The 13,947-nt window shown below is 72.9% G+C and carries 11 protein-coding genes and 1 pseudogene; 2 read left to right on the top strand and 10 right to left on the bottom strand.

Annotated features, from left to right (window positions below; genetic code table 11):
- A pseudogene (locus tag E0D90_RS16230) lies at window positions 1–236 on the bottom strand (GNAT family N-acetyltransferase); the annotation flags it as partial.
- Between the two features lie 216 nt (window positions 237–452).
- Here E0D90_RS16230 and pknB point away from each other — a divergent pair.
- On the top strand, window positions 453–2,414 hold the full coding sequence (pknB, locus tag E0D90_RS16225) for a Stk1 family PASTA domain-containing Ser/Thr kinase (protein ID WP_130798988.1): 1,962 nt from the start codon (window positions 453–455) through the stop codon (window positions 2,412–2,414).
- A gap of 288 nt (window positions 2,415–2,702) precedes the next feature.
- Here pknB and E0D90_RS16220 read toward each other — a convergent pair whose 3' ends face one another.
- The 8 genes from E0D90_RS16220 to E0D90_RS16185 form a co-directional block, all read right to left on the bottom strand.
- Window positions 2,703–4,343 carry a DoxX family protein gene (locus E0D90_RS16220; protein ID WP_130798986.1) on the bottom strand — a complete coding sequence of 547 codons (1,641 nt, stop codon included), beginning with the start codon at window positions 4,341–4,343 and terminating at the stop codon, window positions 2,703–2,705.
- A gap of 298 nt (window positions 4,344–4,641) precedes the next feature.
- The gene (locus tag E0D90_RS16215) at window positions 4,642–5,727 is read right to left on the bottom strand and encodes a L,D-transpeptidase family protein (protein ID WP_130798984.1); all 1,086 of its coding nucleotides are present in this window, start codon (window positions 5,725–5,727) and stop codon (window positions 4,642–4,644) included.
- 350 nt (window positions 5,728–6,077) lie between these two features.
- The gene (rlmB, locus tag E0D90_RS16210) at window positions 6,078–7,025 is read right to left on the bottom strand and encodes a 23S rRNA (guanosine(2251)-2'-O)-methyltransferase RlmB (protein ID WP_103504081.1); all 948 of its coding nucleotides are present in this window, start codon (window positions 7,023–7,025) and stop codon (window positions 6,078–6,080) included.
- A gap of 143 nt (window positions 7,026–7,168) precedes the next feature.
- Window positions 7,169–8,563, bottom strand: a complete 1,395-nt coding sequence (gene cysS / locus E0D90_RS16205; RefSeq protein ID WP_130798983.1) for a cysteine--tRNA ligase — start codon at window positions 8,561–8,563, stop codon at window positions 7,169–7,171.
- A 147-nt stretch (window positions 8,564–8,710) separates the two neighbouring features.
- A complete protein-coding gene (locus E0D90_RS16200) occupies window positions 8,711–9,121 on the bottom strand; it encodes a PPOX class F420-dependent oxidoreductase (RefSeq protein WP_103504079.1) in 411 nt (136 codons plus the stop codon).
- A 326-nt stretch (window positions 9,122–9,447) separates the two neighbouring features.
- The gene (ispF, locus tag E0D90_RS16195; protein ID WP_130798990.1) at window positions 9,448–9,924 is read right to left on the bottom strand and encodes a 2-C-methyl-D-erythritol 2,4-cyclodiphosphate synthase; all 477 of its coding nucleotides are present in this window, start codon (window positions 9,922–9,924) and stop codon (window positions 9,448–9,450) included.
- A 94-nt stretch (window positions 9,925–10,018) separates the two neighbouring features.
- Window positions 10,019–10,840 (bottom strand): 2-C-methyl-D-erythritol 4-phosphate cytidylyltransferase, encoded by an 822-nt coding sequence (ispD, locus tag E0D90_RS16190; RefSeq protein ID WP_438827406.1) that lies wholly within the window; start codon window positions 10,838–10,840, stop codon window positions 10,019–10,021.
- A 488-nt stretch (window positions 10,841–11,328) separates the two neighbouring features.
- On the bottom strand, window positions 11,329–11,811 hold the full coding sequence (locus E0D90_RS16185) for a CarD family transcriptional regulator (protein ID WP_103504077.1): 483 nt from the start codon (window positions 11,809–11,811) through the stop codon (window positions 11,329–11,331).
- A gap of 512 nt (window positions 11,812–12,323) precedes the next feature.
- On the opposite strand from E0D90_RS16185, the gene E0D90_RS16180 reads away from it, so the two are divergent.
- Entirely contained in the window at window positions 12,324–13,064 is a 741-nt protein-coding gene (locus E0D90_RS16180; protein ID WP_103504076.1) for a DUF461 domain-containing protein, read from the top strand.
- Between the two features lie 164 nt (window positions 13,065–13,228).
- Here the strand turns inward: E0D90_RS16180 and phoP are convergent, their stop codons facing one another.
- Window positions 13,229–13,909, bottom strand: a complete 681-nt coding sequence (gene phoP / locus E0D90_RS16175) for a two-component system response regulator PhoP (protein ID WP_103504075.1) — start codon at window positions 13,907–13,909, stop codon at window positions 13,229–13,231.
- Window positions 13,910–13,947: the final 38 nt, after the last annotated feature.

The raw sequence follows: 13,947 nt of genomic DNA, 5'->3' as shown, positions 1-13,947 counted from the left end.
CCACCGCCCACGCCGCCACCGCCCACGCCGTCCGGCGGTGCACCGGTGACGAGAACGTGGAAGTGGTCGTGTCCGGCGGCCTGTTCGGCGAGGAGCCCCGCGTGGCGGGCCGCGAACTCCGCGAAGTAGTCGGCCCCACGGTCGGGCACGCCACGCGCGAAGTAGGCGCGGTTCTCCTGCTCGAACGCGAGCACCGCCTCCGCGTGGTCGGCCCGGAGCCGCTCCAGTCGCCACATCCCGGCATCCGCCCTTCCCATCGGACGCGCGGCGGGTCCGCACCGGCCCAGGCTAACGCCGCTGACCGGCGCCACCGGCCGGGACCGGCCGGGACCGTCCCGGACCGGCCGCCGCCCAACGCCTCTGGTCCGGAGCCGACGTGGGAACGGCTAGGGTGTGCCAGCAGGTGAACACCGGGCGGGGGCGCGGTGGTGAGAGCCCATGGGGAGAACAACATGAACGCGCCGACGCTCCTCGCCGACCGGTACGAGCTGCTCAAGCAGCTCGGCAGGGGAGGCATGGCGCGGGTCTACCTCGCGCGCGACCTCCGCCTGGAGCGCACGGTCGCCGTCAAGACGCTGCTGTCCGACCACGCGCAGGACTCCGTCTTCCAGGAGCGGTTCCAGCGTGAGGCCCGCGCGGTCGCCTCCCTCAACCACCCCGCCATCGCCGCCGTCTACGACACGGGCGAGGCCCATGTCGACGGCACGGACCTGCCGTTCATCGTCATGGAGTACGTCGAGGGCTCCACACTCTCCGAGGTCCTCGCCGAGGGACCGATGGCGCCGCAGGAGGCCCTGCGGGTCTGCGCGGGTGTGCTCTCCGCCCTCGCCTACTCCCACGAACACGGCATCGTGCACCGTGACATCAAACCGGCCAACGTGATGCTCACCACGGACGGCCAGGTCAAGGTGATGGACTTCGGCATCGCCCGGGCCATGGGCGCCGGCGGGATGACGATGACCCAGACGTCGACCGTCATCGGCACCGCGCACTACCTCTCGCCGGAACAGGCACGCGGCGAGAAGGTCGACGCGCGCTCCGACCTCTACTCCGCCGGGTGCCTCCTCTACGAACTGCTCACCATGCGACCGCCGTTCGACGGCGAGTCGGTGGTCGCGGTCGCGTACCAGCATGTGACGGCCGAGCCGCAGCCACCGAGCACCGTCACCGACGGCCTCACCCGGGACATGGACGACATCGTCCTCGGCGCGCTGGCCAAGGGACGCGACGAGCGGTACCAGACCGCCGACGACATGCGGGCGGACATCGAGGCGCTGCTCGGTCACAGCACCCAGGTGCCGGGCGCCACCCGCCGCACGACCGCGGTCCCGTCCGCGGCCCACGGCGGTGGCCATCCGGCCGACGGCGGCGACGGCCGCCGCGGACGCCGCGCCGAGCGGCAACAGGACGACGACCGGCGGAAGAAGACGATCGCGATCGCCGCCGGCGTGTTCGTCCTGGTGGCGGCACTGGTGGCCTTCAGCTCCTCGCTCTTCGGCGGATCGGACGACCGGTTCGCCCTCCCCGACCTGGTCGGCCTGGAGTGGGAGAAGGCACAGGAGATCGCGGACGAGCACGACCTCACGGCGGAGGCGGGCGACGAACGCCGCGCCTGCGGGCAGGCCGAGTCCACCGTCTGCGCCACCGATCCGGCGCCCGGCACCGATGTGGAGGCCGGTTCCACCGTCGTGGTCTTCCTATCCGACGGGTCCGACGCCCCGGACCCGGACGAGACCGTCGAGGTCCCCGACGTGGTCGGGTCGGACGTCGACGCGGCGCGGGCGGAGCTGGAGGAACTCGACCTCGCCGTCGCGCAGGAGCCACGCGAGACGAGTGACGCCGCGCCCGGCACGGTCCTCGAACAGACCCCGGAGGGCGGCAGCGAAGCCGCCGCCGGTTCCACGGTGACACTCACCGTCGCCGCCGCGCCGTCGGAGGGCTCCTCGAACTCCGGCGGGGACAGCGCCCCGGAGTCGCCGAGCCTGGCGACCGTCCCCGGCGTGACCGACCTGCCGTTCGAGCAGGCCCAGGCCGAGCTGGCGGCGGTGGGCCTGACCGCCGCCCGGTCGGACACCGAGGACGACCGGCCCGCCGGGCAGGTCATCGGCCAGGAGCCCGCTGCCGGTGCCCAGGTCGCCTCCGGAAGCACCGTCACGGTGACCGTCTCCACCGGACCGCAGGCGTCCGCGACCGTTCCCCATGTGGTGGGGGTGGACCCGGGCTCCGCGGCCGGCCAGATCGAGTCGGCGGGGCTGTCCGCCCAGCTCGACCCCTCTTGCCAGCTGGTGGGTGCCCTGTTGCGGGTCACCGCCACCGAGCCGGGTGGCGGCCAGCCCGCCACCGCCGGCTCCGCCGTGACCGTGCGCTGCGAGATCGTGCCCGACGAGGGCGAGCCGGAACCGCCCGAGGACTAGAACCGGAGAGCCGGAGAACCGGTGGCCGGGCCCGCCCGGCGACGACAGTGGCGCGGGGCGCCAGTGGGACCCGGCACACAGCCACGGGAGCCACCGGCCCGAACCACCGGCCCAGACCACGGGCCCAGACCACCGGCCCACGCCCGCACCCACGCCCTCGACGCGGCGGAGCCCGGGCCACCCCCGCGAGGGTGCGACCCGGGCTCCGCCCGTGCGCCGCGGCTACCGACCGCCGCGCGTGTTCCTGCTGTTCTCCGTACTGAGGTGGTCAGTCGCCGAGGAGGCCACCTAACCGAGCAGCCCACCGATCCGGCCGAGGCTGCCCCCATCACCTCCGTCGTCCGAGGAACCCGAGTCCTCCGGCGGCGCCTGCTCCTCACCGCCGGTGCCACCGCCTCCGCCACCTCCGCCGGAGCCGTCCTCGGCGGGCGGGGGCGGGGCCGGGGCCTCCTGGCCGCCGCCGGGCTGCTGCGCCGGCGGGGCCTGCTGCTGCTGTTCGGGCGCGGTGCCCGGGTTGCTGCCGCTGTCGGGGACGGTCTGCTCGGTGGCCGGGCCGGAGGTGTCCGCCGGGGCCTCGTCGGCCGGGGACTCGGCGCCGTCCGCCGGGGACTCACCGGGGGTGGCGCCCCCCGGGTCACCGAGTGACGGGGACTCCGTGGCCTGTTCCTCGACCGCGTCCTCCTCGTCCTCCTCGCCGGGAAGGCTGACGCCCTGCTGGCTGTTGCGCGGGGGTTCGCCCGGACGGGGGACGGTGGTGAGTTCGGCGGAGCGCACCGCGCTGCCGAGCAGCGAGCCGAGCAGCAGCGTGGTGCCGAGCAGCAGCATCGCCAGCAGCGCGCCACGGCGCAGCACCCGCCGGCGCAGCTCGCTGACCGGGACGCGCGGCCCGAGAGTCCGCCACGCCTCTCCGGCGAGGCGCCCGTCCAGCGAGTAGACGGGGGCACCGGCGATGATAAGCGGCGACCAGGCGGCCAGCAGGATGATGTCCGGCGCGTCGTAGGCCGGGCCGGACTGCCAGGCGACGGTCACGACCAGCGCCAGCGACAGCAGCGCGCCCAGGACGGCGGCGAGCCGCTGCCACAGCCCGGCGATGGTGAGGACGCCGACGATGATCTGGGTGAAGGCGACGGTGAGACCGGCTCCGACCGGGTGGGCGAGGGCCCACTGGTGGAGCGGCCCGGCCAGCGCCCACGGCTCCAGCGAGGACAGCCAGGTGACCATCGACCCGCGCTCGCCACCGTCGAAGTAGACGGGGTCGGTGAGCTTGGCGAAGCCGGCCGTGATGGTGATGAAGCCGAGCAGCAGCCGCAGCGGCAGCAGCACGATGCCCAGGCTGAGCCGCCGTCCGGGGTAGTAGCCCTGGCGGGCGTCCGGCCGGCCGGTCTGGGTGGCCGTGGCACGGTCGGCGGCCCGGTCCCGGTCCCGGTCCTCGGAGCGGTGGTCGTTGTCGTGGTCGTCGTGGTCGTAGCCGTCGAACCGCTCGCGGGGGTCCGGGGTGAGCCGGGGGCCCTCGCCTGCTCCGGGGCCGCGCGGTCCGACGACGGACGGCACCCGGGGCAGCGTGGCGGTGTCGGTGACGCGTGGCAGCACCTGCGTGGAGACGCCGGCTCCGGCGTCCTGCACCGCCTGGAGCAGGCCGCCCGCGCCGGCGTCGCCGGGCGCGGCGTGACCGCTCCACACCACCGGTCGGCGGGTACGCGCGGCGGCGGGCTTCCGGCGGACCGCGATGGAGCCCAGCGGCGCGCCCTCCAGCCGCGGACTACTGCCGGGTGGCGGGGGCGGGGCGGCGAACTCCACCCGGAAGCTGGCGTGATTGACGATGATCTGGGAGGGGTCGCACGGCACCTTGACCGTGTTCAGCTCCGTCGCATCGCCGATGAAGCCGCTCCGGTCTCCCCCAGAGTCGGCGCGGGGTGTTCGTGTGTCCACACTCCTCTAACCGAGTGACCGCCGCTTAAGACACTGCCTGCCGGGCAGAAACTGACGGCGACCCGTCAATCCGCGCGTCGATGCACGTCGTGGCCCCGCGACCACGCGCCCCCGACGCGCATCGAGCGCCCCCGGACCGGCGACCACGCGGCCCGTCGGGTGGACGCCCACCACCGCTCCACCGCCGCGGCCATGACGACGCGGCGCCCGCCACCCGGGTTCGAACCGGGTTGACGGGCGCGGCGTTCGGCGTGCGGGGGGGGCGGGAAGCGGCGGGCGTGCCGCCTCCCGTCACGGGTCACCAGTGGACGATGAGCTTGTCGCCCTCGTTCACCTGGTCGAACAGGGACTCGATCGCCGCGCGGTCACGGACGTTGACGCAGCCGTAGGAGCCGCCCTCGTAGCCGTTCTGGAGGAAGTTCTCCGAGTAGTGCACGGCCTGGCCGCCGTCGAAGAACAGCGCGAACGGCATCGGGGAGTCGTAGATGGTCGAGTGGTGGTCCCGGCTCTTCCAGTAGACGGTGAACTCGCCCTCGCGGGTCTCGTACCCCTCGGCGCCGAAGCGGACGTCGAGCGTCATCTTCACGTCACCGTCGATCACCCAGGAGAGGGTGTTGGTGGTCTTGGAGATGCAGAGCGAACGGCCGGTCATACAGCGGTCGTCCAGCCCGGCGGGGGTCTCCTTCTCCACCTCGGGCACCTCGACCGGGACGAACATCTCGTCCCGCGCGGGCTTCTTGGTGGCGCCGGTCAGCGCGGCCCAGGTGTCGTCGTAGACGGTCCCGGAGGCCTCCAGCCCGGCGGCACGCTGGTACGCCTCGACGGCGGACTTGGTGACGTTGCCGTAGTAGCCGGTCGGGTTCTCGTCGAAGTGGCCGACCTGCGTCAACCGCGCCTGGAGCTCACGCACCTGGTCGTTGTTGTCGCCGTAGCCCATGATCTGCTCGCGGGGGTACAGCTCGTCCTGGGTCGGCTCGGTGGTCTCGCCGACGAGCAGCTCCCACGTGGACTCGTAGACGATGCCGGAGACCTCCAGCGCGTCACGGTTCTCCTGGAACGCGGCGACGGCGCCGGTAGTGGTGTCCCCGTAGTAGCCGGTCGGCTTGGCCTCGAAGACGCCGGTCTGGCCCAGCCGGGCCTGGAGTTCACGGACGTCGTCCGACTCGTCGCCGGCCTCCATCAGGACGTCGTCCGGCTCCTCCTCGGGCTCCTCCTCTTCGGGCTCTTCCTCGGGTTCCTCCTCCGAGGGCGTCGAACTGGCCTCGTTGGCGACCGGCTTGGCGTCGTCGGTGGCCCCGGAGCCACCGTCGGAACCGCACCCGGTCAGCAGCAGCGCGGCGGAGACCAGCGCCACCAGGGAACCTCGTATGTGCGCGGAGCGCATGGATGTAACCCCCGAGAAAGTCGTGTAACCGTGTCTAGGTAAGACTGGTTTCCGGCTGGAATCGTTGCCTGCTCCGGGGTAACGAAAGCGGCACGTCCCGGTAACGGGCTCCCGGGCAGCGCTGAGCAGCGCGCCGTTGAGCCCTCACGCGCAACCTACCATCCGAACACGGAACGCGAACTGCCGTTGCCCGTAAGGGCACTGGTGGTCGCGATCCGGCCATCGGACGGGCACCGGGAGGGCGTCCCGGACAGGCTCGTCGGCGACGTCCCGGAGGCGTGCGGCGGACGGGCCGCTGACCCGCCCGCCGTCAGCCGGCCACCCGGTCACGCGGTCAGGCGGCCACCCGGTCAGGCGCGGCGGCGGGCCGCCTCGTACAGCACCACACCGGCCGCGACGCCCGCGTTCAGCGATTCGGCACCACCCGGCATCGGGATGCGGACCCGCGCGTCGCAGGTCTCGCTGACGAGCCGTGACAGGCCCTTGCCCTCGCTGCCGACCACGATCACCACCGGCCCGTCCAGCGCGGCGACCTCGCCCAGCTCCAGCTCACCGTCGGCGGCCAGGCCGATGACCTGCACACCCTCCTTCTGGTACGCCTGGAGCGTGCGGGTGAGGTTGGTGGCGCGGGCCACCGGGATGCGGGCGGCGGCGCCGGCGGAGGTCTTCCACGCACCGGCGGTCATCCCGGCCGCGCGCCGCTCGGGCACCACGACGCCGTGGCCGCCGAAGGCGGCGACGGAGCGGACGACGGCGCCCAGGTTGCGCGGGTCGGTGACGCCGTCCAGCGCCACGATCAGCGGGTCCTCGCCGCCGTCCAGCGCGGCTGCGGAGAGGTCCTCCGGGTGGGCGTAGTCGTACGGCGGGATCTGGAGCACCAGGCCCTGGTGGTTGAGGCCGTTGGTCATGCGGTCCAGCTCGGGGCGGGGCGCCTCGACCAGGCGGATGCCGCCCTCGGTCGCCAGGCGCACGGCGTCCCGCACCCGGTCGTCGGTGTCGATGAACTGCTGCACGTACAGGGCGTTGGCGGGCACGTTCTCGCGCAGCGCCTCGAACACCGAGTTGCGGCCCACCACCAGCTCGGCGGGTGCCTTGCCGCCGGGGCGGCGCTGGGTACGGACGGTCGCCTTGCGCGCCTTGGCGTTGGCCGCACGCTGCTTGGCGTGGCCCTTGCGCATCTCGGCGGGCGGCGTCGGGCCCTTGCCCTCCAGCGAGCGGCGGCGATTGCCGCCGCTGCCGACCGTGGCGCCCTTCTTGTTGGAGGTGCGGCGGTTGCGGCGCTGGCTGTTGCCTGCCATGGGAGTTACCTGGTCCTTCGGAGGATGATGCGTATCGCGTCACGCGCGCCGGATGCGCGCGGACGGCGGGGGCGGGGCTGCGGAGCCGGGCGGCCCGCCCGGCGGGCGCCGGGCCGGGGATCGCGGCGGATCGGTGTCACGGACTACCCCAGCTCCCACCGGGGCCCGGTCGGGGTGTCCTCGATGACCAGCCCGGCGTCCTGGAGCCGGTCACGGATGGCGTCGGCGGTGCCGTAGTCCTTGCGTTCCCGCGCGGACTGCCGCTGTTCCAGGACCAGCCGGACCAGGCTGTCGACGGCGTCGTTCAGCTTCTCGGTACGGCCGCCGGCCTCGCCCGCCCAGCGCTCGTCGAGGGGGTCCATTCCGAGCACGCCGAGCATGGCCCGGACCTGTCCGGCCAGGGCGGCGACCGACTCCTTGTCCCCCTCGTCGAGGGCGGCGTTGCCCTGGCGGACCGTGGTGTGCACGACGGCGACCGCCTGCGGCACCGCCAGGTCGTCGTCCATCGCGGCGGAGAACTCGGGCGGCAGTTCGGCGGCCGGGACCACCTCACCGGTCTGCTCGACCGCGCGGTGGAGGAAGCCCTCGATCCGGCCCAGCGCGTGCTCGGCCTCGGTCAGCGCCTCGGTGCTGTACTCGATGGTGGAGCGGTAGTGCGGGGTGCCGAGGTAGTAGCGCAGCACCAGCGGCCGCCAGCGGGTCAGCATCTCGGAGACGAGCACCGAGTTGCCGAGCGACTTGCTCATCTTCTCGCCGCTCATCGTCACCCAGGCGTTGTGCATCCAGTAGCGGGCGAACTCGTCACCGAACGCCTTGGCCTGGGCGATCTCGTTCTCGTGGTGCGGGAAGACCAGGTCCAGGCCGCCGCCGTGGATGTCGAAAGCGGCGCCGAGGTACTTGTGCGCCATCGCCGAGCACTCCAGGTGCCAGCCGGGCCGGCCGCGGCCCCACGGGGTCTCCCAGCTGGGCTCGCCCGGCCGCGCCGACTTCCACAGCGCGAAGTCGCGCGGGTCGCGCTTGCCGGTCTCGCCCTCTCCGGAGGGCTGCCGCAGTTCGTCGAGATCCTGGTTGGAGAGCTCCAGGTAGCCGGGGAAGGAGCGGACGTCGAAGTAGACGTTGCCGTCGGCGGCGTAGGCGTGACCGCGTTCGATCAGCACCCGCATCATCTCGGTCATTTCGGTGACATGACCGGTGGCACGCGGCTCGTAGGTCGGGGGCAGGCAGCCCAGCGCGGTGTAGGCGCGGTCGAAGGCCCGCTCGTTCTCGAAGCCGATCGCCCACCAGGGGCGTCCCTGCTCGGCGCTCTTGGCGATGATCTTGTCGTCGATGTCCGTGACGTTGCGGACGAACGTCACCTCGTAGCCCCGGTGCGTCAGCCAGCGGCGCAGGATGTCGAAGTTCAGCCCCGAGCGGATGTGACCGATGTGCGGCGCTGCCTGGACGGTCGCACCACAGAGGTAGATCGAGACACACCCGGGGACGAGCGGGGCGAAGTCGCGGATCTTCCGGGCGCTGGTGTCGTGCAGGCGAAGGGTCACGCGACAAGGGTAGTAGGAAGTACCGGTGTCCTGTGCATCGCGCGCGCATCACGCCCGCGCGGAAGGGGGACTCGTCCGGAAAGCCGTCGTGGCCGCGCCCCGGCCGGCCGCTCCCCGCGCCCGCCCGGGGCGCGGGGACGGCGTCCCTCAGGCCAGGCCCTGGCCGACGACCTTGCGCGGGGTGATCCGGACGATCACCCGGGGGGCGTCCTGGCCGGCGGTGGCGTTGAAGTCGGCGTACTTCTTGCCCACGTACTTCAGCGCGAGCTGGTCGATCAGCTCGCCCTCGGGGTCGGGGATCAGCTCGGCGACGCCGCGGATCTCCGCGTAGGTGTAGGGCTGGTCCGCCGGGTTGACCATCACGGTCACCCGGGGGTCCCGCACCAGGTTGGCGGTCTTGCGACGGTCCTCGGTGGTGGAGATCAGCACGTCGTCCCCGTCGCGCGTCACCCAGACCGGGGACAGCTGCGGGCTGCCGTCGGGCTGGAGCGTCGCGATGGTCACGAACGTCTTGGAGTCGAGGAGATCCTTCAGCTGCGGGGAGAGCTGGGTTGCCACGGAAGACCGTCCTTGGGTGGTGGTGGGGGACCTGACCGGGCGTGCCGGGAACCGGCGGGCCGTGCGGCCCGCCGCCGCGCCCCCGGGGCGTCCGGCGACGTCTGCGCTGTCTCAACTCCCAGGGCTCTGCCGGTTATTCCGCGTACGGCGACGCCCGCCGGCCCGCGCGCGGAGCGCGGGGACGGGCGGCACACGCACGCGGACGGACGCGGCCACGGAGCACCGGGGAGCGTCAGCGTAGACCGGGAACGGTCGCGCGCGGGGCGGCGACGCGGCGGTGACAGGGCACGGATGTGCCGATCCGGCCGGGCGCCGCCCCGCGGCGGTCAGCGCACCAGCAGCGCGGTGGCGATGGCCGCCAGCCCCTCGCCGCGGCCGGTCAGTCCCAGGCCGTCGGTGGTGGTGCCGGAGACGGACACCGGCGCGCCGGCCGCCTCGGACAGGGCGCGCTGCGCCTCGTCCCGCCGCTTGCCGACCTTCGGGCGCACCCCGATGACCTGCACGGCGATGTTGCCGATCCGGAAGCCCTCGGCCCTCACGATGCGCGCGGCCTCGGCCAGCAGCGTCACCCCGGAGGCCCCGGCCCACTCGGGGCGCGAGGTCCCGAAGTGTGCCCCGAGGTCGCCGACACCGGCCGCCGAGAACAGCGCGTCGCAGGCGGCGTGGGCGGCGACGTCGCCGTCGGAGTGCCCGGCGAGACCGAACCCCTCCACCTCCGGGCCGTCCCAGCGCAGCCCGGCGCACCACAGTTCGCGGCCCTGTTCGAAGGCGTGCACGTCCGTTCCGACGCCGACGACCGGCATGCCCGCGACCGGCGCCACGGGCGCGTCCCCGGCGGGGGGCGCTCCGGCGGTGCCGGAGAGGTTCCGGGCGGCGGAGTGCGGGAGGTCGGGTGTCTCAGCGGTCATGGGCGAGGGTCTCCCTGCGGGCGAGCACGGCCTCGGCGAGCACGAGGTCCAGCGGACGGGTGATCTTGAACGCCTCCTCGTGGCCCGGCACCAGCACCACCGGGTGCCCGAGCCGCTCCACCATCCCGGCGCAGTCGGTGGCGCCTTCGCTCCCGCCGGTGTCGGCGTGGACGCGGTGCGCCTCGGCCAGCACCTGCCGGGCGAACCCCTGCGGGGTCTGCACGGCGCGCAGACCGGCCCGGTCGACGGTCGCGACCACGGGTTCGGGGGCTCCCGGCGCCCGCGACGGGTCGGGGTCGACCCGTTTGACGGTGTCGGTCACCGGCATCGCCGGCACGGCCGCGGGTGCACCGGCCCGTACGGCGGCGGCGACCGCGTCCACGGTGTGCGCCGGGACCAGCGGCCGGGCGGCGTCGTGCACCAGCACCACGTCGACGTCGGGCGGCAGCGCGGCCAGCCCGAGCCGGACCGACTCCTGACGGCTGGCGCCGCCGGGGACCACGACCACCTCGATACCGGGCGGCAGCCCGGCCGGCGCCAGCATCTCGGTGACGGCGCCGGGATCGTCGGGGGGCGCCACCACGACGACGAGGGAGACCGCCTCGGCGCGGCACATCGCGCGCACCGCGTGGACCAGCACCGGGGTGCCCAGCAGCGGCCGGAGCGCCTTCGGCGCGCCGGGGCCGAGCCGCTCACCGCGCCCGGCGGCGGGGATCACGGCGGCGGTTCGGCCCGTCCGGCGGGAGCCGTGAACCGCGTCCTGCGGGTCCCCTCGGGGCGGGATGACGGAGCCGGAGGACTTATCAGACATTGACATCGGGCCCTAGGTTTGTTCCAGGGGGTGCTGTGGGTATGGCCTCAGCGTGCCGGGCGGCACCGTGGGTCGGCCCCTTTCCGTGACACTCCGACCCAGCCCGTCGCGTGCGGCACCGACACCCCCGCCGGGGGAGAACGATCCTGCGGCAACGGCCCTCGGGCCGTACGCCGCGGGTGGATCAGTGGCATGGGTGAGCGGTGAACGCGCCGCAGCGCCCGTCCGGCACATACGGCCTTCGGGCGCTGCGAGAGCGTCGACGTGGAGCTGGGACCGGGTGAGGCGCGAGCGGCGCGGGCCGACGCACCCGTGCGAAATCGGCCACCGGCCGCCTCGGCGTGGCTCCCGGTCCTGGGCGACTGCCCGTGACCGGAACGCGCACGACGAGGTGAGGTGTACGGCGCCGGAGCCGGGAGGATGACCGGTACCGGGCACTGCCGCAGTCGTCTCGACCGTCCGCCGGCGAGCCCGGCGGAGCGGTGGTGTCAGGAGGCGAGGACCTCGTCGAGCAGGGTCTCGGCCTTGTCCTCGTTGGTGGACTCGGCGAGCGCCAGTTCACTCACCAGGATCTGCCGCGCCTTGGCGAGCATCCGCTTCTCACCTGCGGAAAGACCACGCTCACGCTCACGGCGCCAGAGGTCGCGGACGACCTCGGCCACCTTGATGACGTCACCGGACGCCAGCTTCTCCAGGTTCGCCTTGTAGCGGCGGGACCAGTTGGTCGGCTCCTCCGCGTACGGTGCGCGCAGCACCTCGAACACGCGGTCCAGACCCTCCTGGCCCACGACGTCGCGCACGCCCACGAGCTCGGCGTTCTCCGCCGGGACGCGCACCTCCAGGTCACCCTGGGCTACCTTCAGCACCAAGTAGAGCTTGTCCACGCCTTTAATCTGGCGTGTTTCGATGGCCTCAATCAGCGCGGCCCCGTGATGGGGATAGACCACGGTGTCGCCAACCTTGAACGTCATGTGACAGGTACCCCTTCCGTGGCTATCCAGGGTAACACGGTCAGACACCCTATTGAATGACGTTTTCGCAGGTCAGGCCATATCTCGGGGGTTGACAACGGCGCCGCCGACGTGCTGCGGACGCCCGGTTCGGACAGGTATCCGCAGGTCGGGGGCATCGCGGGCACTACCGGATTCGCGAACAGAACACGGCGAAGAAGTCGCTTCCCGCGCCACTTCTCCACAGAATACTGTCCGTTTTGTCATAGTTGGAAGAATCACACGACTGATCCGTATGGGTTCATCGGAAATTGATCGCCGAAGGGCCTGATCCCGGATTGATCAATGATCTCCACAGGATCGGCGCAGCCTCTTTCCCGATCCACCGGATTGGCCCACCGCGACGACGCGCCCGTACCGGGTGCGGGCGCTCTGAGGCGGGTGGGTAGGCTGGTGCGCTGACAGATCATTGACGTATGGGCGGACCGCTTCCCGCGGCCCGCCTCCCGTTCGCCCAAGGAGATGCCGCAGCCGTGAGCAGCAGCCTTCGACGCGGTGCCCTGGCCGCGACCGTAGCGTTCACGATCCTTCCGCTCACCGCCGCCTGCGGAGCCGGGTTCGACGCCGAGACGACCCTGGTCCAGCCGGTCAACGCGACCACGCAGGTCGAGGACATCAAGATCCAGAGCATCAACGTGGTGATGTCCGAGGACGGGCCCGCCGCCGTCACCGGCCGCATCTTCAACGAGGGCAGCGAGCCGCGGACGCTCGTCTCCATCACCCTCCCGGAGAACGGCGAGGTCTTCGAGCTGGTGCCCGCCGAGGGCGAGTCCACGGTCGAGATCCCCGCGGGCGGTTCGGTCGGCCTGGGCGGCGAGGGCAACGCGGGCGCGTTCGTCACCGACGCGGAGTCCGTCGGCATCGTGCTCGGCAACGCCCAGCACCTGGTCTTCGACCTCAGCGAGGTCGGCACCGCCGAGCTGCGCGCCACCGTCGTCCCGATGGTCGGCGTGGACGGCGCCTTCGCCCACTACGAGCTGTGGGGCCCGGACGGCGTGGCCGGCACCGAGGACGACGCGGTCGAGGGCGAGGAGCCCGGCACCGAGGACGAGCAGGACACCGACGGCCCCGAGGACAGCGGCTCGCAGTCCCCCGGTGAGACCGACGGCAGCGAGGAGCAGGACCAGGACTCCGACGGCCAGTCGCCCGGCGAGTCCAACGTCGACGCCGAGGACGGCGAGGGCACCGGGACCGACTCCGGCACGGACGGCTGACGGCGGTCCGCCGAACGGCTTCCGCCGCCGGGCCGATCTGAGCCCGGCGACGCGACGAGAGGGCCGGTGTGGCCACCCCGCGGGGTGGCCACACCGGCCCTCTCGTGCTGCTGACCGACGCCGTTCACGGGAGGCGGCGGGCGTTCGCCGCCTCCCCGGGCCGGTCAGGGCTCGAACTTGTAGCCCAGGCCCCGGACCGTCACCAGGTAGCGCGGGGCGCCCGGGTCGGGCTCGATCTTGGCGCGCAGCCGCTTGACGTGCACGTCCAGGGTCTTGGTGTCCCCGACGTAGTCGGCGCCCCAGACCCGGTCGATCAGCTGCATGCGGGTGAGGACCCGGCCGGCGTTGCGCAGCAGCATCGCCAGCAGGTCGAACTCCTTCAGCGGCAGGTCGATCTTGCGGCCGGCGACGGTGACCACGTGCCGGTCGACGTCCATCCGGACCGGTCCGGCCTCCAGCGCGACCGGCACCTCCTCCTCGGTCTCGCCACGCCGCCGGAGCACCGCGCGGATGCGCGCCACCAGCTCACGGGAGGAGAAGGGCTTGGTCACGTAGTCGTCGGCTCCTATCTCCAGGCCGACGACCTTGTCGATCTCGCTGTCCTTGGCGGTCACCATGATGACCGGGACGTTGGAGCGGCCGCGGAGCTGTCGGCAGACCTCGGTGCCGGGCAGGCCGGGCAGCATGAGGTCGAGCAGCACCAGATCGGCGCCGTTGCGTTCGAACTCGTCGAGTCCCTCCGGTCCGGTGGCCGCGATGGCGACCTCGAAACCTTCCTTGCGGAGCATGTACGACAAGGCGTCGCTGAACGACTCCTCGTCCTCGACCACGAGTACACGGGTCACGGGAGCGCCTCCCGGGCGGATTCGGTGGAGCGGATGGG

This window comes from Streptomyces otsuchiensis (assembly GCF_004305975.1).
Classification (GTDB): domain Bacteria; phylum Actinomycetota; class Actinomycetes; order Streptomycetales; family Streptomycetaceae; genus Streptomyces; species Streptomyces otsuchiensis.
Note: the sequence above shows the minus strand (reverse complement) of the source record. Positions and strands in the feature narration are given on the sequence as shown.